The sequence below is a fragment of the Corynebacterium sp. NPDC060344 genome (assembly GCF_042725215.1).
In the GTDB taxonomy this organism is placed as follows: Bacteria; Actinomycetota; Actinomycetes; order Mycobacteriales; family Mycobacteriaceae; genus Corynebacterium.
Map to the genome: position 1 here is coordinate 1 of NZ_JBHXCS010000004.1, position 18,259 is coordinate 18,259.

Below are 18,259 nucleotides of genomic sequence, written 5' to 3' on the forward strand. Positions count from 1 at the left end.
AGGAGTTGATTCGAAAGGTACCTACGGTGGTCGCCCTTGTTGTGGGTGGGGCGGTCACCGAGGTGGTCGGTACACCACGCTAGAGGACGCAACCCCGGGATGAGCACGACCTGCACGAGATTGAATCGATGGGTCGGGGCCAACGGCTTTTCGCGGCCGTCGGGCCTTTTCGTGACGGCTGCCGTGTCGGATTCGTGGGACGGGGTGGCTGCGGAGGCCCGGTGCGGAGGTGAGTGGCACTAACTGCCGACGCTTCGGCGATTCTGTGCAACGAAAACGCGGAAGCGTCGGCAGTTAGTGCCGTTCAATACCGAAGCGGAGTACCAGAGGGGCATCTGCCTCGGCTAGCAGTTCCGCCGAAGCCTGAGGTCGGGCGGCTGGGAGGGGGACGGTGGGCCGTCGCAAAGCAATCTTTGCTTTACGACGTCCCGCCGCCCCCCATGAAGCGCCCTACACGTCGTTCGTGATCAGCTCGTCGAGCGGCGTGGCCGACAGCAGGTAGGGCGCGATCTCCAGGACCGTGCGGGCGCCGCGCTCGCCGGACTCCCGCAGGCGATGCGCCGCGCGACCGTAGGCGACCTGCACGGCGGCGGTGAAGTCGGGGTTGCGCTCGAGCTCCAGACCGAAGTCGATGACGTGGCGCGACGTGCCCGCGCGGCCCTGCGTCACCACCGTTCCGCCGTGGGGCATGCCCTGGTGGTCGCGATCGAACTCCTCCTCGGAGATGAAATCGACGATGGTCTCGTAGCCGACGAAGTAATCCGGCATGGTCACGATGGCCTCGCGGATCGCATCCTGATCCGCCTCGTCGGCGACGACGTAGCAGTGGCGGATGTGGCACTTCTTGGCCTCCAGGTCACCGCCCTCGCCGCGCTTGACCGCCGCGATCGCGTCGGGGTTGGGCTTGGTGTACTGCACGCCCTTCTTCACGCCCGGCACGCGCCGCACCGCATCCGAATGGCCCTGCGACAGGCCCGGGCCCCAGAACGTCATCTGGTCCGCGCCCGGCAGCACCGCCGCACCGAGGACGCGGTTGAGCGAGAAGAAACCCGGGTCCCAGCCGGTGGAAATGACCGCGACCTGGTCGCCCGCGCGTGCCGCGGCATCCATCTCCGCGCGGTGGCGGGGGATGTCGCGGTGATTGTCGTAGGTGTCCACGGTCGTGTACAGCTTCGCCAGCTCCGGCGCCTGCGCCGGCACGTCGGTCGCGGAACCGAGGCAGATGAACAGCACGTCGACATCGCCGGCATGCTTGTCGACGTCCGCCGCCGGAAGCACCTTCGCGTCCGTGTCCAGGGAGTCGCGTCGCGAAAACACCCCGACGAGCTCCATGTCGGGCTGGTCGGCGATGACGCGCTCGACGCTGCGGCCGAGGTTTCCGTAGCCGATGATGGCGGCGCGGATCATGGGGGTCCTTTCGTCGGGGTCGCCCGGGGCCCGGGCAGTTACGACATCCAGGGTAAACGGTGCCCCGGATTCACCGCCGCCGCGCCCGCGCCGTGGCGTGAGCGTGATGCGGCGCCGCCCCGAGCTACGCCCGTGCGGTGGCCCGCGCCCGCTAGAAGATTTCGATGCGCCCGCCCAGGCCCTCGGCCTGCTCCAGCTCGCGGACCCATTCGCCGGCGCCGGGGCTGACGCGGATGATGGGGCGCAGCGACAGCGTCACGCCGCCGTCGAGGGTGCGCGACCCCGACCGCGCACGGTGCCGCCCGTGGGCGCGGAATCCGGCGTCGGCCAGCGTCGACGCGGTGCCGGTGTCGCGCAGGTCGTCGCGGGCGGCGGTGAGCAGCGCGATGGCCTCGTCGAGGGCGTCGGTGACGGGACCGACGTTGTTCTCGCACCAGGACATCACCATGTCGGGCTCGGCGCCGGCGACGCGCGTGCCATCGCGGAACGACCCCGCCGCCAGCGACAGCGTCAGCGGCCCGCCGTCATCGCCGACGACGGCCAGCGCGTACGCCAGCAAATGGGGCATGTGCGAAATCCGCGCCACCGCCCGGTCGTGGTTGTCGGCGGTCGCCGGGATCACCTCGGAGCGCACGAACTTGCCCAGTGCGACGACGTCGCGGAACGTCCGCGTCCACTCCTCCGGGACCTCGGCGCCCCCACGGCGCGCCTCGGCGGCGCGGTCGAAGCAGACGACCCACGCCGCGCCGTCGTAAAGCCCTGTCCTCGTGGCATCCCACCCGGACTCCTCGGAACCGGCCATCGGATGCGCGCCCACGTAGCGGTCGCCCATCCCGCGGGCCGTGACCTCGTCGAGGATGGCGCGCTTGACGCTGACCACGTCCGTGATCCCGCAATCCGGCGCGTGCTCGGCGATCTGGTCCAGCAGGCCGCCGACGGCGAACATGGGCACCCCGATGACCAGCAGCGCCCGGTCCTCCTGGGCTCGGCGCAGCACCGCGGCCAGATCCGTCGACGCGTCGAAGCCCTCCGCGGCCGCGGCATCGGCGGTGGCCGCCGAACGGTTCCACCCGTAGACCGGCGCGCCCGCCCCAGCGAGGTCGCGCATCAGCGAGCCGCCGATCAGCCCGAGTCCGAGGATGCAGGTCGGCGTGGCGAGAGTGTCGTTGGTCACCTGACAAGGATGACACACCACGACTAGCGTGGGGTGGCATGAGCACGACTTTTCCGGGGTCCGCGGGCCCCGACCAGGGACCCCGCGGCGATGACGACGACCGTTCGTACGCCGTGGCCGTCCTGCAGGGCGACGACGGGTGGTCGGTGCGCGAGCTGGGCGACGACGCCCTCGATTCGCTTGCCGACGCCACCGCGCAGATGCGCCGCCTCCGCGCCGAAAGGGCGTCGTTCGCGATGCTCAACATCGACGACGACTACTTCATCATCCTGCGGCCCATGCCCGGCGGCGTCCGCGTCCTGCTTTCCGACGCCACCGCCGCCGTGACCGACGACATCGCCGCAGACGTCATGGACGAGCTCGACGAGGACATCCCCGACCTCGACGAGGACGAGCTCGACGACGTCGACTCGTGGCCCGAGGGCGACCTGGAGATCCTCGCCGACCTGGGAGTCGCCGAGGACGTCCTGTCCGTCATCTGCGACGACCAGTCGCTGTGGGCGTCCGAGCAGCTCCACGCCATCGCCGCGGAGCTCGGCTTCGAGGAGGCCCTCGCCGACGAGACCGGCGTCGACGTCGAATATGACGGCTGACGGGGAGCTGGCCGGCGGGGTGGAGGCTGGCGGGGCGGCGGAGTCCGGTGACGGGGTGCGCGGCGATGACCGCGTTTTGCCGCGGCCGGAATCCGACCTCCGCGACGAGGAGTGGATGCGCGCCGCCATAGACGTCGCCCGCCGCACGCCCGACGGCGACGTCCCCGTCGGGGCGATCGTCGTCGCACCGGATGGGGCGGTGGTGGGGGAGGCGGCGAATCGTCGTGAAGCAGACGCCGATCCCACCGCCCATGCCGAAGTCCTGGCCATCCGCGCCGCCGCCCGCGCGCACGGGGACGGATGGCGGCTGGAGGAATGCACCCTGGTGGTGACGCTGGAACCGTGCGTCATGTGCGCCGGCGTCGCCGTCATGGCGCGCGTGGGGCGGATCGTGTTCGGCGCGTGGTCGCCGAAAACGGGGGCGTGCGGGTCGATCGCCGACGTCGTCCGCGAACCCGCCCACCCCTTCGCCCCGCACGTGCGCGGGGGAGTGCTCGCCGACGAATGCGAGGGGCTGCTGCCGGAGTTTTTCCGCGCGAAGCGGTGACGGCGGGGGCTTCGAAAGTGCGGTGACGGCGGGGTAACGGTTCGGGCAATAAGCGGGCACGGCCATGGCGCCCGGCGATGAACCGCGTTTAGCCTGGGAGGGCAAACCACATCGAACGAGCACGTCAGGAGAACGACATGGGTGACTTCCAGAACAAGGCCGACGAGTTCGGCGGCAAGGCCAAGGAGGCCGCCGGCAAGGCGACCGGCAACGAGAACCTCGAGAACGAGGGCAAGGGCGACCAGGTCAAGGCCGATGCGAAGCAGGGCTTCGAGGATGCCAAGGACAAGGTCACCGAGGGCCTCGGCAACCTCAAGGGCGACAAGTAGTCCGCTCTACGTCGACCAGTCGTCCGCTTTAGGCCGACCAGCCGTCCGCTCGAGGCCGACAAGTAGCCTGACCTGCTGATTTGTCCCGCAGGGGTCGACTCCGATAAGTTTTTTCGCGGTGGCGTGTCCGAGCGGCCGAAGGTGCTCGCCTCGAAAGCGAGTGTTGGGTAACCCCCAACCGAGGGTTCAAATCCCTCCGCCACCGCCAACTGAAACCGCCGTCCGTGCCCAGTGCACGGGCGGCGGTTTCTTCGTGTGTGCCGGGCGTCCGGGTTGCTGGCTGCTCGAGCTTGTCGACGGGACGGTGTGGGCGCCGAGGCGTCGTAAAGCAATGGGCGCCGGAACCGGAACATGCCCGGACGCGATCCCGGGGACCCGATCGTGCGGGTCGAATTCGACAGATGCAGCCACACGCCGGGTGAATGTCGTTATAACCGCAGGACGCGAAATCGTGTGGCTGCGCTGGTCGGCTAACTCCGCCCGTCCGATCTGCGATCACCACGGCGTGGTGCAGGTGGGGCACGTGTGGTTGCGCAGGGGCGTCGCAGGGCACCGTGGACCGGTAGTCAGGGTGCCAGCTGCTCGTGCTTGTCGACGGGACGGTGTGGGCGCCGAGGCGTCGTAAAGCATTGGGCACCGGAACCGGAACATGCCCGGGCGCGATCCCGAGGACCCGATCGAGCGGGTCGAATCCTGCGTGCCTCGCGCACGGGCCCGATCGCGCGGGCCGAGTTCGACAAATGCAGCCACACGCCGAGTGAACGTCGTTATAACCGCAGGACGCGAAATCGTGTGGCTGCGCTGGTCGTCTAACTCCGACCGCCCAATCTGCGATCACCACCGCGTGGTGCAGGTGGGGCGCATGTGGCGGCGGCGGGATGTCGTGGGGTGTGAACGGTGCAGTCACTGACGGTGTCCCCCGGCGCGGTCACTGACGGTGTCCCCCGGCGCGGTCACTGACGGGGGCCCGATCGCATGTTTCCAAAAGCGTGTCCTGGGGCAATTGTTTCGCCTGTTGCCGCACCGGGGACACCCGGGCACGTATCCTGGGTGAGTGGTGCGCGCGTCCCGCGGCGAGTGGGCGGGCCGTGCGCTCGCGAAGCGACGCGAATGATAGGGGAAGTTGAGCGATGGCGAAGGTCCTGTTCAACCTCGGCAGGTGGTCTTACCTGCACAAATGGACGGTCATCATCGCATGGGTGCTGATCCTCGGCTCCGTCGGCGGTGTGGCCGGCGCATTCCAGAAGGGCTTCGACGACCAGTTCTCGATCCCCGGCATGCCGTCCTCCATCGCCTCCCACATGATCGAGGACAAGTTCCCCGACCAGCCCAACCCCATCCGCGAACAAACCGTCTACGTCGTATTCGCCGCCCCCGAAGGCGAAAAACTCGAGGACCCCGCCAACATGGCCGCCGCCGACGCGGTCGTCGCCGGGATCAAGGACAACATCGACCAGCTCACCGCCGACGAAATGCTGGTCAACCCAGTGCGGCTGAACCCCGAGCTGCAACGCACCGTCGTCGAAACGGGCACCCGCTCCGGCCTGCCCGAAATGGTCGCCGAAGCCGACGCCCACGCCCTGCGCATGCTGTCCGAGGACGGGCGCTACGGCATGTCGCAGTTCGCGTTCGACGTCCGCGTGCCCAAGGACATCACCCCCGAAAACCGCCAGGCCCTGTTCGACGCCATGCAGATCGGCCGCGACGCCGGCCTGCGCGTCGAGGCCATGGGCCCCGGCATGATGGACCCCGTCGCCGTCAGCGCGACGTCCGAGATCATCGGCATTTCCATTGCGGCGGCGGTGCTCATCATCACCTTCGGCTCCCTCGTCGCCGCCGGGCTGCCGCTGATCACAGCGGTGGTCGGCATCGCGATCGGCTCGCTGATCGTCGTGTTCATGACCGCGTTCACCGAGGTCAACTCCATCACCCCGGTGCTGTCGGTGATGATCGGCCTGGCCGTCGGCATCGACTACGCCCTGTTCATCCTGTCGCGCTACCGATCCGAACGCGCGAGAGGGCTGACCAAGGCCGACGCGGTGGGAATGGCCACGGGCACAGCCGGATCGTCGGTGGTGTTCGCCGGCCTGACGGTCATCGTGGCGCTGGCTGCGCTGGTCATCGCGCAGGTGCCGTTCCTGTCGCTGATGGGCATTTCGGCGGCGATCACCGTCGGCATCGCGGTGATCATTTCGCTGACGCTGCTGCCGGCGCTGATGGCGCTGTTCGGCAAGAAGATCTTCGCGGGCAAGATCCCGGGCATCGCCGGCAACCCGTTCAAGAGCGGACGCCGCCCCCTGTTCGGCGGCAAGACCATGGGCCGCCGCTGGGTGGAGGCCGTGCACAAGGCGCCGGGCCTGTTCCTGGTCGGCGCGGTGGGCGTCCTGGTGGCGCTGTCGGTGCCGGCGGCGAACCTGCAGTTGGCGCTGCCGTCGGATTCGACGTCGCCGTACGGGTCGACGCAGCGCAACGGCATCGAGCTGGCGGCGGAGGGCTTCGGCCCGGGCCGCAATGCGCAGATGCTCATCATCGCCGACGCGGAGACCGTCAAGCCGGACGCCCCGGCGCTGCAGCCGGTGGCACAGGGCCTGATGGCGGGCGACCCGAATCTCACGCCGGAGCAGGCGGCGCGCACGGCGTCGTTCAGCTACGCGCTGGACCATTTCAAGAACAACGTCGACGTCGAGCACGTGCAGATGATCGGCATGAACCGCGATCGCACGGGCGTCATGATGATGCTCACCCCGAAGGCCGGCCCTCTCGATTCCGAGACGGGTGCGCTGATTTCGGCGCTGCGCGCGCAGCAGGGCCAGATCGAGGAGGCGACGGGCCTGGTAACGGGTGTGACGGGTCTGATCCCGATCGAGCAGGACATCACGAAGCGCCTGTCGGATGCGATGCCGCTGTACTTGTCGGTGGTCATCGGCCTGGCGATCGTGCTGCTGTTGCTGGTCTTCCGCTCGCTGGTGGTGCCGTTGACGGCGGGCCTGGGTTTCCTGTTGTCGGTGGGCGCGGCCTTCGGCGTGACGGTGCTGTTCTGGCAGCAGGGCCTGTGGGGTCTGGTGCATACGCCGGGCCCGCTGGTCAGCTTCATCCCGATCTTCATGATCGGCGTGACCTTCGGCCTGGCCATGGATTACCAGGTGTTCCTGGTGTCGCGCATGCGGGAGCATTTCACGCATTCGCGCGGCGAGTCCCGGCCGGGGTCGAAGTACAACGCGGTCGAGGAGTCGGTCATCGAGGGCTTCTCGCTGGGCGCGCGCGTGGTCACGGCGGCGGCGATCATCATGATCGCGGTCTTCGTGGCGTTCATCGGCCAGCCGTTGGCGTTCGTGAAGGTCTTCGGTTTCGCCCTCGGCGCGGCCGTCCTTTTCGATGCGTTCCTGGTGCGCATGACGCTGATCCCCGCGTCGATGTTCCTGCTGGGCCGTTCCACGTGGTGGATGCCGAAGTGGCTGGATCGCATCTTGCCGTCGGTCGACGTCGAGGGCACGGCGCTGGAGGGCAAGGCCGAGGAGCTGGTTGCGGCGGGCAAGGCGGAGCGGGCCGGGTTGGCCGCGGGTGCGGCTGCCTCGCTTGACGACGATTCCTCCTCCCAGAAGCCTTCCCGTTCCCAGCGGCGCAAGGCCAAGGCCGAGAAGAAGGCCGCCCGGGAAGCCGAGAAGAAGGCAGCGGAGCGGGCCGAGAGGAAGGCCGCCGCGTCGGCCGATGATGAGGCCACCGCCCAGTTCCCGATCGTCGACGCCGAGCTCGTCGATGAGCGACCCACGCCTGCATCCCAGCATCGCACGCCGGAACAGCGCATGCCGGAGCAGTGGCAGCAGCGGGCGCAGCGGCATCGGGCGCAGCAGGAGGATGAGCCGCGCACCCCGTTCAGCAGCCCCTACGCCGCGCGCCGGTGGCAGCGGGAGCAGGAGGCGGAGGCGCGGGCCGCGAGGGAACGCCTGGAAAAGGAACGCCTCGAAAAGGACCGGGCAGAGAAGGAGCGCGCCGAGAAGGCACGCGCAGACCGCGAGCGCGCGGAGCTCGAGCGCGCCGAGCTCGAGCGCGCGGAGCTTGAGCGCCGGCCCCAGCCCCAGCCCGAGCCGGAACCCGCGGACGACTCGATCTCGGTGCACGATCTGATCAATCGCGAGGGCGGCCGCACCCGACCGCGCCGCCGCCGCGCCCTGTGGGACCCGCGCGACTACGACGAACTCGACGGGGACGACTAACCTCGACCCCCACGGCTTCACAGGCCGGGCCACGCCGCACCATTCCCGCGGCGGCCCCGGCCACCAGCGCCCGGCCGGACACCCCGGCCGGGCCCACGATTTCCAAGGAGACCACCCCGTGACGGATTCAGCGGCGAACGAGGCGAACTTCAGCGTCGTCAAGCAGATGGACGGTGAGCCGGGGCGAGCCGGAATCATCCGCACCCCGCACGGGGACGTGGAGACGCCCGCGTTCATCCCCGTGGGCACCAAGGCGACCGTGAAAACCCTGACGCCCGAACAGATCCGGGAGACCGGCGCGCAGGCGGTGCTGTCCAACGCGTACCACCTGTACCTGCAGCCGGGCCCCGACATCGTGGAGGCCGCGGGCGGGCTGACGCGCTTCGAGAACTGGAACGGGCCGACGTTCACCGACTCCGGCGGGTTCCAGGTGATGAGCCTCGGCGTGGGCTTCCGCAAGACGCTGGCCATGGACGTCACCGGCCTGCAGAACGACGACATCCTCGCCCCCGGCAAGGAGCGCCACGCCTTCGTCGACGAGGAGGGCGTCACCTTCCGCAGCCACATCGACGGCAGCTCGCACCGCTTCACGCCCGAGGTGTCCATGGGCATCCAGCACAAGCTCGGCGCGGACATCATCTTCGCGTTCGACGAGCTGACCACGCTGATGAACACCCGCGAGTACCAGGAATCCTCCGTCGAGCGCACGCACCGCTGGGCGAAGCGCTGCCTCGACGAGCACGATCGCCTCACCCGCGACCGCAACCAGGTGCCCGGGCTCGTCGGCGATCTCGCCGACGGCGAGCTGCCGCGGCAGCAGCTTTTCGGCGTCGTGCAGGGCGCGCAGTACGAGGACCTGCGGCGCCGCGCGGCCCGGGGCCTGGTTTCGCTTTCCGACGACGCCGAAGCCGCCGGCAACCTCGGCTTCGCCGGCTACGGCATCGGCGGCGCGCTGGAGAAGCAGCGCCTGGGCGAGATCTGCCGCTGGGTCACCGACGAGCTCCCCGACGACCGCCCCCGCCACCTGCTGGGCATTTCCGAGCCGGACGACATCTTCGCCGCCGTCGCCGCCGGTGCCGACACCTTCGACTGCGTCGCGCCGACCAGGCTCGCCCGCCGCGGCGGCGTGTACACCCTCGACGGGAAGATCACGCTGACGAACGCGCGGTTCAAGACCGACTTCGGCCCCATCGACCCCGAGGTGGAGTCGTACACGACGCTGAATTACTCGCGGGCGTACATCCATCACCTGCTCAAGGCGAAGGAATTCCTGGCCGGGACGCTGTGCACCATCCACAACGTGCACTTCATGGTGAAGCTCGTGGAGAACATCCGCGCGTCCATCATCGACGGGACCTTCGAGGAGTACCGCGACGAGTTCCTCGGCCGCTACTACGCGGGCAAGAAGGACTAGCGGCGGTTGGCGGGTGTTCACACGGCGGTGGCCCCCGCCGCTCAGTAGTTGGTGCGTGGATCCTCCAGACTTTTTCGTCGGCGCGAACTGACCTGGGCGTTTGGCGGGCTCGACTCGGACTCTGGAGGATCCGAGCACTAACGCCGGCGCCGCGGGCCGGGAATTGCGGCTGCCCAGTCTGCGCCGCCATCGACTCCGCCGCAGCTTCGGCGAAAACGACGCCCGGCGGGGAGGCGGGGCGTCGTCAAGCGAGAATGTGGAGCGGAAGCGGCATGCGCTCCTGCGGAAATGAGGTGGCTATGCGGAAGCGGGGGAGGGCGTGGACTCGGGCAAGTCGTAGTAGCCCTCGCGCTTCTTCACCCAGGCGATGACCTGGTACGTCACGGGGAGGATGATGACCTCCATGCCGGTCTTCCACAGGAAACCGACGATGACGAAGTTGATGAAGTCGGCCCACGTGGAGATGCCGATCGCCGGCGCGGCAATCGAGCAGAAGATGAGGGTGTCCGCGAACTGGCCGACGACGGTCGAGCCGAGAAGGCGTATCCACAGCGACTTTTCGCCCGTGCGGCGCTTGATGGCCGTCAGCGACCACGCGTTGAGCAGCTGACCAACGAGGTAGCCGGCCAGGCCCGCCATCACCAGCTGCGGCACGGTGCCCAGGACGGTGGCGAAGGCCTCCTGGTTCTCGTAAAACCCTGCCGGCGGCAGCTGGATGGCGATGAAGAAGCTGGCCATGCCGATCGCCAGCACCGCGAAGCCCGTGTAGACGGCGCGCCGGGTCGCGCGGAAGCCGTAGACCTCCGACAGCACGTCGCCGATGATGTAGCTCAGCGGGAAAAGGAAAAACGCACCGTCGGTGACCAGGCCGAAGATCTCGACGCCCTTCGTGGCGGTGATGTTCGAGATCAGCAGCACGCCCGTGAAGATGCCCACCAAAGTCGGGTAGAGCGAACGCGGCACCTGGATGTGGCGCGGGGCGTCGGCTTCGAGGGCGGCGTCATAGCCGCGGCGGGAGGGGGCGGTGCCTGCGGGGGAGGTGGCGCCTGCGGGAGAGGTCGCGCCTGCGGAGGAGGCGGCGGATGCAGTCGATGCAGTCGATGCGGTGCGGGTGGAATTCGTGGGCGTGGACGCGGTGTCCGCGGCAGCGCCCGGCCCAGAACCGTGGGCCGGAGATTCGGAGTTGGTCATGGCGGCAGAGTCTAATGTGCCGCCGCCCGCCCTCCACATCCGGCGCGGTGGGCGCGCGGTGGGTGCTACTTCACCGTCGCGCCCCGCCCCACGCCGCAGCCCCTACTCCGACCCGACGCCGCCGCCGGCGCGGTGGTCGATGCGCTCGGGCGAGGCGTCGGCGAGCTTGCCCAGCTCGGACTGCGCCTTGCTCAGGATGCCCACGACCTCGTCGACGTCCTTCGGGTGCCGCCCGTCGAGCAGGGTGTACGCGTCGCCCCAGGTGTAGTCGGTGGCGACGCACTTGGCCTGCACGGTCTCCAACGACTCGCGCAGCACGGACACGGCGCCGGACAGGGCGCGCGGGCTGGGGGTGAAGCCGAGGACGAGGGCGGGCTTGCGCATGAGCACGCCGCGGCCCATCGGCCGGGAGCACCAGTCGATGGCGTTGGTGATCACGGCGGGCGCGGTGTGGTTGTGCTCCGGGGTGATGATCACCAGCCCGTCCGCCTCGGCCACCGCCGCCCGAAGTTCGCGCACGACGTCGGGTTCCTGGCCGGGGACGTCGAGGTCTTCGTCGTAAAACGGCACGTCGCGCAGCCGGTCGAACACGGCGGCGGTGTCGCCCTCGGGCAGGTGGTGGATGTAGGCCTCGGCCAGCTGCCGGTTGGTGGATTCCTTGCGCAGGGACCCGAGGAAAATGACGTAGTTGCTCATGGGTCAACGATACCGCCGCCGGGCCGCGCCGTGATCCACGGAATCGCCGGGGTGCGGGAGGGGTGGGCGTCGTCAAGCGGTCCTTTAAATAGGGTGGGGTCATGACTGATGCCGAGAACCCGCGCGGATACGTCGGCCGGTACGCGCCGTCGCCGACCGGGGACCTGCACCTGGGGAATCTGCGCACCGCCGTCATCGCGTGGGCGCGTGCGCGGGCGGCCGGCGGGCGGTTCCTGGTGCGCGTGGAGGACATCGACCGGCAGCGTTCGCGGCCCGAGTTCGAGGCGCAGCAGCTCGAGGACCTCGCCGCCGTCGGGCTGGACTGGGATGGCAAGCCCGTGCGGCAGTCCGACAGGGAGTCGCTTTACGACGACGCCCTCCGCCGCCTACCCACATTCCCCTGCTACTGCTCGCGCCGGGACATCCAGCGCGAATTGGCCGAGGTCGGCGGGGCTCCCCACGGCGCGCCCGGTGCGTACCCCGGGACGTGCCGGGATTTGTCGGAAGAGGCGCGGGCCGAGAAGGCGGCGGCGCTGGCGGCCGAGGGGAGGGGGCCGTCGCTGCGATTGCGCGCCGACGTGCGGCGATGGAGTGCCGGCGACGCCCTCCACGGCGAGGTCACCGGCGACGTCGACGACATGGTGCTGCGGCGCGCCGACGGGATGTGGGCGTACAACCTGGCCGTCGTCGTCGATGACGCCGACCAGGGCGTCACCGAGATCGTGCGCGGCGACGACCTGCTCAGCTCCGCGCCGAGGCAGGGGCACCTGGCGCACCTGCTGGGCGTGCCCGAACCGACGTATGCGCACGTGCCGCTGGTGGTCAATGCCGAGGGGCGGCGGCTGGCCAAGCGCGACGGCGACGTGACGCTGCGCGACGTGCAGGCGGGGAGGGCGCGGCAGTGGATCCTCGACTCGCTGCGCGCCGGGGCGGGAGGGGTGCTGGCGGACGTGGACGACCTCGCGGATCTTCCGGAGGCGTTCGATCTGATGGCCATTCCGCGTGAGCCGGTCGTCTTCGAGCAGTAGCCCCTCGCCCCGAACCCTCTCCCGGCCGACTGCCGGCAACCCCACCAGCCCCATTGGCCGCTTGCGTACCGCGCAGTGGTGATCGCCGCTCCTCCCGCGCCCCGCTATCCGACAGGCGCAGCCACACGATTTCGCGTCCTGGGGTTTTATCGGCGTTCACCCGGCCTGTGGCTGCATCCGTCGGATTCGCGCGCGCCGCCCCGTGCTGCGAAGTCGCGCCGCCCGTGTCAGGCTTACGGGTATGGGGGAAACACGGGGAAATTCGGGGAATCATCACGACGGTTCGCGGCCCGGCGCTGCGAAACCAACGTTGTCGGGGGACGGCGCCGCGAAATCGTCGCGGCCGCGGTCCGGCACCGCGAAACCGATGTTGTCGCGGGCGGATGTGCTCCGGCTCATGTCGGAGCGCGAGATCGATCGCGCGCTGGCTAACGGCTGGATCACGCGCGTCCGCCGCGGCGAGTACCGGCTGAACGTCTCGGAGCTGGCACTCCGCATGCATCTCATCGTCGGCCGCGCGCCGGAGGCGGTGTTTTCGCTGCTCATCGCGGCGCACGTGTGGGGCCTGCGCAAGAGCGTCCCGCGCCATCTCGACGTGTACGTCCCTCGCTCCAGGCGCGGGGTGCGTGGGGCGAGGGCGCACCGTCGTAAAGCAAAGTCATTTGTGGTGCGGGAGGGATTTCGCTTTACGACGCTTACCGAAACCCTCGCCGACCTCATCGACGTGTGGGGGCCGGGGATCGTGGCGAACGTGGTCGACCGGCGGTACCCGACGATGGCGGCGCGCGCCGGGCTGATCGCCGAGGCCCGGGACCTGCCGGCGCGGAAGCGGGCGAGGATCCTGCCGATCCTCGAATGGGCGCCGGACCGGGCGTACTCCGGGGTGGAGGCGCGGATCGCGCGGGCGCTGCAGATGCGGGGCCTGGACATCGAGCTCAACGTGCGGATCGGCGCGCACATGTGGGACATCGTGCATCGCGGGGCGCGGCTGGTGATCGAGTTCGACTCGCTGAAGTACCACCTGGACGAGTGGGCGTTCCGGGAGGATCGGGCGCGTCAGAACGCGCTGACCAGGCTGGATTACGCGATTCTGCGGTACTCGGATGCGGACGTCGACCTGCGCTTCGACGCGATGATCGACGAAATCTGCGACACCATCGCGTGGCGCCTCGGCGGGGAGCGGCACGAGTCGGATTGGGACAAGTTCCCGAGCTCCGAGGTGTACGGGTGGTGCGAGGTCGCCGCGGACGAGGAGTCGCGGCGGTGGTGAGGCGGTGGTGAGGCGGGCGGCGCACTGGTGGTGAGGCCGGGCGGCGCGGTGTGCCAGCCGCGCCCGGCGGAACCGGCGGGACGCGCACCGCGTGGCTAGCCTGGGGCCATGAACGCCGCGAACGATCCCGCCACCGATCCCGCGAACGAGTCTCGCCCGACGCTGCTGGTCGTGCATCATTCGCCGACGCCGCTGCTCGAGGCCGTGCGCGATGCGGCGCTGGCCGGCGCCCGGCACCCCGAGATCGAGGGCGTCGACGTCCGCGTGGTCGAGGCCCTCGACGCAACCGCCGCCGACGTGCTCGCCGCCGACGCGTACCTGCTGGGGACGTCGGCGAATTTCGGGTACATCTCCGGCGCGCTGAAGCACTTCTTCGACTCGACGTTCGCGGAGGTCAACGCCGCGGCGGAGGCGGGCGACATCCCGAAGGGCCGGCCGGTGTCGTGGTGGATCCGCGGCGGCTACGACGTTACGGGCGCGGCGAAGGCCATTCGTTCGCTGACCACGGGTTTCGGATGGGAGATCGCCGCGGAGCCGGTCGAGTTCGTCGGTGAGCCGGACGACGCCATCGACGAGCGGCTGCTGGAACTCGGTGGCACGATGGCGGCATTGCTGATGGACGCGGCGGACCCGAGCACGGAGGAGACCCGATGAGCGCACCCTTTTCCACCACCACGGGCGACGGCGATTTCTACGCCGACCCGGCCGCCGCGGTCGATCGGCTGATCGAGATCTACGACGCGAACACGGCCTACCTGGTCGAGTGCTACGGCTCGGCGTGCGCGGACGTCGCGGGCGGCGGGGAGGCTCCGCCGCCGGTCACGGCGTGTTACCCGGAGCTGCGTTTCACGGTCGACGTCGTCGAGGGCGTGGACGCGGCGCTGTCGCATGGCTTCGTCGACCGCCCCGGCACGTACGCCACGACCATCGCCCGCCCCCGCCTGTTCGCGCGCTACTTGCGCGGGCAGATCGCGGATCTGCTGGCCAGCCATGGCGGGGAGATCGAGGTCCGGGTCTCGGATACGCCGATCCCGCTGCGCCTGACGCCGACGTTCGACGACACGGCGTCGATCGACGGCCTCGATGCGGTGGACCTCGCCGTCATCGACCGCGGTTTCACGCCGGTGGATTCCGCGTTCGTCGACGACGTCATCGCAGATGGCGAGGCCGATTTCCTCTCGCTGCCCATCAAGCCGCTGAGCCTGTTCGCGGCCCCGCGCGTCGACCTGGCCCTCCAGCGCCTCGAGCACTACACGGGTTCCAGTGCGGAGCACATCCAGCGGTTCGTGCTGTTCACGAACTATCAGCTGCACACGGACGTGTTCCTGGAGTACGCGGCCTCGCTGGGCGATTCGCTTGACGACGACCCCGCCACCACCCCGTCCGACGCCACCTTCGATCGCCCCGCCTTCATCGAGACGGCGGGCCCGGACGCCGGCACGGAAGCGGATGAGGATTCGGTGGCGGGCGGCGGGACGTCGCAAAGCCCGTACACCCATCTGATCTGCCCGGGCGACGTGTCCTTCGAGGTCGGGAACGTTCCCGCCCCGGCGGAGTGCCGCGCGCACGCGTCGTCGGCGCAGATGCCCGCGTACCACCTGGTGCGCGAGGACGGGCTGGGCGTGACCATCATCGACATCGGGGTGGGGCCGTCGAATGCGAAGACGATCACCGATTGCCTGGCGGTGCTGCGGCCGCATTGCTGGATGATGGTCGGGCATTGCGCCGGGCTCGACGGCCGCATGCGCATCGGCGACATGATCCTGGCCAACGGCTACGACCGCTCCGATGGCGTGCTGGACAATCTGGTGCCGCTGGAGAAGCCGATCCCGCCGATCGCGGAGGTGCAGATGGCGGTGACGGCGGCGCTGCGGCGCGTGTCCGGGCTCGACGGCGATGAGCTGCGCAAGCGGCTGCGCACGGGCACGGTGCTGTCGACGTCGGACCGGAATTGGGAGTGGCGGGCGCAGTCGGAAATCTACCGTGAGCTGCAGAAATCTACGGCCATCGGCGTGGAGATGGAGTCGGCCACCATCGCCGCCAACGGCTACCGCTTCCGCGTGCCCTACGGCGCGCTGCTTAGCGTGTCGGACATGCCGCTGCACGATCAGCCGAAGCTGCCCAAGGCCGCCCGCGCGTTCTACCAGGCCTCGAAGGTCGAGCATCTGATGACGGCCGTCCGCGCCTGCGAGGCCATGTCCTCCAACCCGGCGGAGCTGCATTCCCGCAAGCTCCGCCGGCCGGTGGGCGAGGTGGCGTTCCGCTAGGCGGGTCGGGCTCAAGCGGTGGCGGGGGCGGTCCCGGCCAGCTTGGCCTCGCGCTTCGCGTCCTTCTTTGCTTTGCGACGGTCCAGTGCGGCGCAGATCCTCTCGTACGACCAGTGCCAGACGAGCTCGACGGGGCCGCGGGGGAATCGGCGCAGCCACAGGGCCGAGAAGCCGATGAGGAAGCCGGCGATGCCGAGGTAGATCACCAGGGTCCAGTAGGTGTACCACTCGCCCTGGATGAGGGCGGAGACGTTGAAGCCCCACTTGTAGAAGATGATCGACGCGATCAGGTTCTGGCCGATGTAGCAGGTCAGGGCCATGCGGCCGACGAGGGACAGGGCGTGGCCGACGGCGCCGGTGGGGCGGTCGGCGGGCAGTTCGCCGGCGTCGATGCGGCGCGTGCGGCGGACGTAGAACGCTGCGACCAGGGCCAGGATGCCGAAGGCGACCAGCGAGGACGTGACGTAGCGGGTGGTGGCGCCGAAGCCGACGTCGGTCAGGCGCAGCGTCCAGTCGATGGGCAGGCCGATGCCGAAGGACAGGATCATGGTCCACTTGCGCAGCTTCGCGCCGCGTTCCTCGAACAGTCCGGCGCGGTAGAGGTGGGCGCCGACGAGGAAGAGGCCCAGGCCCATGGTGAACATGAGGGGGATTTCGCCGCGGCCGCCGATGAAGTTCTCCAGGCGCGAGGCGACCTGCTGCCAGTAGCCCATTTCGCCCAGTCCGAGGGTGCTCTCGGCTTCGGCGCGCATGCGCTCCATCTCTTCGGGGGAGGGCTTGGGCAGGTCGGAGTCGCGGCCCACGTCACGGCCGAAGTCGGTGAGGCCGGTGGCGAGGTCGAGGAAGGCAATGACCGCCAGGTGGACGGTGATGCCGATGATCATCCAGATCTTCTGCGCCTTGGGGCTGGTGGCCATGACGGCGGCGACGACGAGGCCGGTGAGGCCGTAGCCCATGAGCACGTCGAACTCGAAGATGAAGATGTAGTTGAGCAGGCCGTCGAGGATGAGCAGTCCGGCGCGCCACGGGTAGCGGCCGGGCCACTTTTCGCCGCGGCGGATGGCGGACTGGCGCTGGATCTCCAGGCCGATGCCGAACATGATGGTCAGCAGGCCGATGAACTTGCCGTCGGTGACCAGGTTCAGGGCGTTCTGGATGAACGTGCTGGACAGGGTGACCCACGAGTCGGTGCCGGAGCCGCCCTGCGATTCGGGGATCGCGTTGCCCTGGCCGGTGATGTCGAGTCCGCCGGCGATGCCCGCGAAGATCCAGATGTTGGTCAGCAGCGTGCCCAGGATGGCGATGCCGCGCAGGACGTCGAGCGCGGGCAGTCGCCGCGTCGAGCTGGGGGCGGGCGGGGATGCGTCGGCCGCCGTGCCGGGGGCGGGTGCGCCGGCGGTGGTGGCGCCGGGCTCGGTGTGGGTGGTGGCCCGGCTGTCGTTGACCGGGCCGTGGTCGGCCCGGCTATCGGAACTGGTCAATGGTGATTCCTCGGTCGATGATCGGCATGGTTCAGCCATTACAACGGGCGTTTGCGCGTAAAGTTCCCCGATCCGCGGACTTTAATGAAAATTCATGTCGAATTCAGCATATCTGCATGTAGACGGGCAAAAAGTGCAGCGCGCAGGCAAGAATTCGACTGGTCGGGAAGCCCTTGCGGGATACCCCAGGTGGGTATACGGTCGGGAGTGGAAGAACGTTCGACGCACAGGAAGGGCAATCATGAGCATCAAGGCCAACTACACCGTCACCGGAATGACCTGCGGTCACTGCGAGGCCTCGGTGAAGGAGGAGGTCGGCGAGGTCGCCGGCGTCACCGCCGTCGAGGTCGATCGCGCCAACGACGCCATGACCGTGGTGTCGGACGAGTCGGTCGATCCGGCGGCCGTCATCGCCGCAGTGGAGGAGGCGGGCTACGAGGCCCGCCCGGCCGGGGCATGAGCCCCGCCGTCCGCCTCGGCGCCTATGCGCTGATCCTCGCGGCCGTGTTCGCCGTCGCATACCTGCTCGGCGGCGTGCTCGTGCCCGACGGGGTCGTCGACGCATGGGTGGATTCCGCGGCAACGAACACCCACGCGCACTGAAGCCCCCACGTGAACTGAGCCGGCTCCGCCTATTCCGCCAGGCCG

The 18,259-nt window shown here is 69.3% G+C and carries 15 protein-coding genes, 1 tRNA gene and 1 pseudogene; 12 read left to right on the forward strand and 5 right to left on the reverse strand.

Annotated elements, in window-relative coordinates:
* Positions 1-450: 450 nt before the first annotated feature.
* Both ACFWGD_RS06335 and ACFWGD_RS06340 read right to left on the reverse strand, forming a co-directional pair.
* Positions 451-1,407: a diaminopimelate dehydrogenase gene (locus ACFWGD_RS06335; protein WP_377777768.1), complete on the reverse strand. Its 957-nt coding sequence runs from the start codon at positions 1,405-1,407 to the stop codon at positions 451-453.
* A 151-nt stretch (positions 1,408-1,558) separates the two neighbouring features.
* Positions 1,559-2,581, reverse strand: a complete 1,023-nt coding sequence (locus ACFWGD_RS06340) for a prephenate dehydrogenase (RefSeq protein ID WP_377777769.1) — start codon at positions 2,579-2,581, stop codon at positions 1,559-1,561.
* Between the two features lie 38 nt (positions 2,582-2,619).
* Between ACFWGD_RS06340 and ACFWGD_RS06345 the strand changes: the two genes are divergently transcribed.
* From ACFWGD_RS06345 to tgt, 6 genes and pseudogenes are all read left to right on the forward strand, one after another.
* The gene (locus ACFWGD_RS06345) at positions 2,620-3,174 is read left to right on the forward strand and encodes a tRNA adenosine deaminase-associated protein (RefSeq protein WP_377777770.1); all 555 of its coding nucleotides are present in this window, start codon (positions 2,620-2,622) and stop codon (positions 3,172-3,174) included.
* A 115-nt stretch (positions 3,175-3,289) separates the two neighbouring features.
* On the forward strand, positions 3,290-3,721 hold the full coding sequence (locus ACFWGD_RS06350; protein ID WP_377777978.1) for a nucleoside deaminase: 432 nt from the start codon (positions 3,290-3,292) through the stop codon (positions 3,719-3,721).
* Between the two features lie 137 nt (positions 3,722-3,858).
* Positions 3,859-4,050: a CsbD family protein gene (locus ACFWGD_RS06355; RefSeq protein WP_377777771.1), complete on the forward strand. Its 192-nt coding sequence runs from the start codon at positions 3,859-3,861 to the stop codon at positions 4,048-4,050.
* 117 nt (positions 4,051-4,167) lie between these two features.
* Positions 4,168-4,258, forward strand: a tRNA-Ser gene (locus ACFWGD_RS06360).
* A 922-nt stretch (positions 4,259-5,180) separates the two neighbouring features.
* Positions 5,181-7,580: pseudogene (locus tag ACFWGD_RS06365) on the forward strand (MMPL family transporter); the annotation flags it as partial.
* A gap of 850 nt (positions 7,581-8,430) precedes the next feature.
* Entirely contained in the window at positions 8,431-9,678 is a 1,248-nt protein-coding gene (gene tgt, locus ACFWGD_RS06370) for a tRNA guanosine(34) transglycosylase Tgt (RefSeq protein WP_377777979.1), read from the forward strand.
* A gap of 297 nt (positions 9,679-9,975) precedes the next feature.
* Here tgt and ACFWGD_RS06375 read toward each other — a convergent pair whose 3' ends face one another.
* The gene (locus ACFWGD_RS06375; RefSeq protein ID WP_377777772.1) at positions 9,976-10,869 is read right to left on the reverse strand and encodes a queuosine precursor transporter; all 894 of its coding nucleotides are present in this window, start codon (positions 10,867-10,869) and stop codon (positions 9,976-9,978) included.
* A 102-nt stretch (positions 10,870-10,971) separates the two neighbouring features.
* Complete coding sequence (locus ACFWGD_RS06380) at positions 10,972-11,565, reverse strand: NAD(P)H-dependent oxidoreductase (RefSeq protein ID WP_377777773.1); 594 nt, start codon at positions 11,563-11,565, stop codon at positions 10,972-10,974.
* 101 nt (positions 11,566-11,666) lie between these two features.
* Between ACFWGD_RS06380 and gluQRS the strand changes: the two genes are divergently transcribed.
* The 4 genes from gluQRS to ACFWGD_RS06400 all read left to right on the forward strand — a co-directional run bounded on the left by gluQRS (position 11,667) and on the right by ACFWGD_RS06400 (position 16,130).
* Positions 11,667-12,593 carry a tRNA glutamyl-Q(34) synthetase GluQRS gene (gene gluQRS, locus ACFWGD_RS06385; RefSeq protein ID WP_377777774.1) on the forward strand — a complete coding sequence of 309 codons (927 nt, stop codon included), beginning with the start codon at positions 11,667-11,669 and terminating at the stop codon, positions 12,591-12,593.
* Between the two features lie 397 nt (positions 12,594-12,990).
* Positions 12,991-13,863, forward strand: coding sequence for a DUF559 domain-containing protein (locus ACFWGD_RS06390; RefSeq protein ID WP_377777775.1), 873 nt, complete (start codon positions 12,991-12,993; stop codon positions 13,861-13,863).
* A gap of 108 nt (positions 13,864-13,971) precedes the next feature.
* Positions 13,972-14,517: a flavodoxin family protein gene (locus ACFWGD_RS06395; protein WP_377777776.1), complete on the forward strand. Its 546-nt coding sequence runs from the start codon at positions 13,972-13,974 to the stop codon at positions 14,515-14,517.
* Entirely contained in the window at positions 14,514-16,130 is a 1,617-nt protein-coding gene (locus tag ACFWGD_RS06400; protein WP_377777777.1) for an AMP nucleosidase, read from the forward strand. Before ACFWGD_RS06395 ends, ACFWGD_RS06400 begins: the two co-directional genes overlap by 4 nt.
* 11 nt (positions 16,131-16,141) lie before the next feature.
* Here ACFWGD_RS06400 and ACFWGD_RS06405 read toward each other — a convergent pair whose 3' ends face one another.
* Entirely contained in the window at positions 16,142-17,611 is a 1,470-nt protein-coding gene (locus tag ACFWGD_RS06405; protein WP_377777778.1) for a DUF418 domain-containing protein, read from the reverse strand.
* A gap of 241 nt (positions 17,612-17,852) precedes the next feature.
* Here ACFWGD_RS06405 and ACFWGD_RS06410 point away from each other — a divergent pair, with 241 nt between their 5' ends.
* Positions 17,853-18,071 carry a heavy-metal-associated domain-containing protein gene (locus tag ACFWGD_RS06410; RefSeq protein ID WP_377777779.1) on the forward strand — a complete coding sequence of 73 codons (219 nt, stop codon included), beginning with the start codon at positions 17,853-17,855 and terminating at the stop codon, positions 18,069-18,071.
* Positions 18,068-18,214, forward strand: a complete 147-nt coding sequence (locus tag ACFWGD_RS06415) for a hypothetical protein (protein ID WP_377777780.1) — start codon at positions 18,068-18,070, stop codon at positions 18,212-18,214. Before ACFWGD_RS06410 ends, ACFWGD_RS06415 begins: the two co-directional genes overlap by 4 nt.
* Positions 18,215-18,259: the final 45 nt, after the last annotated feature.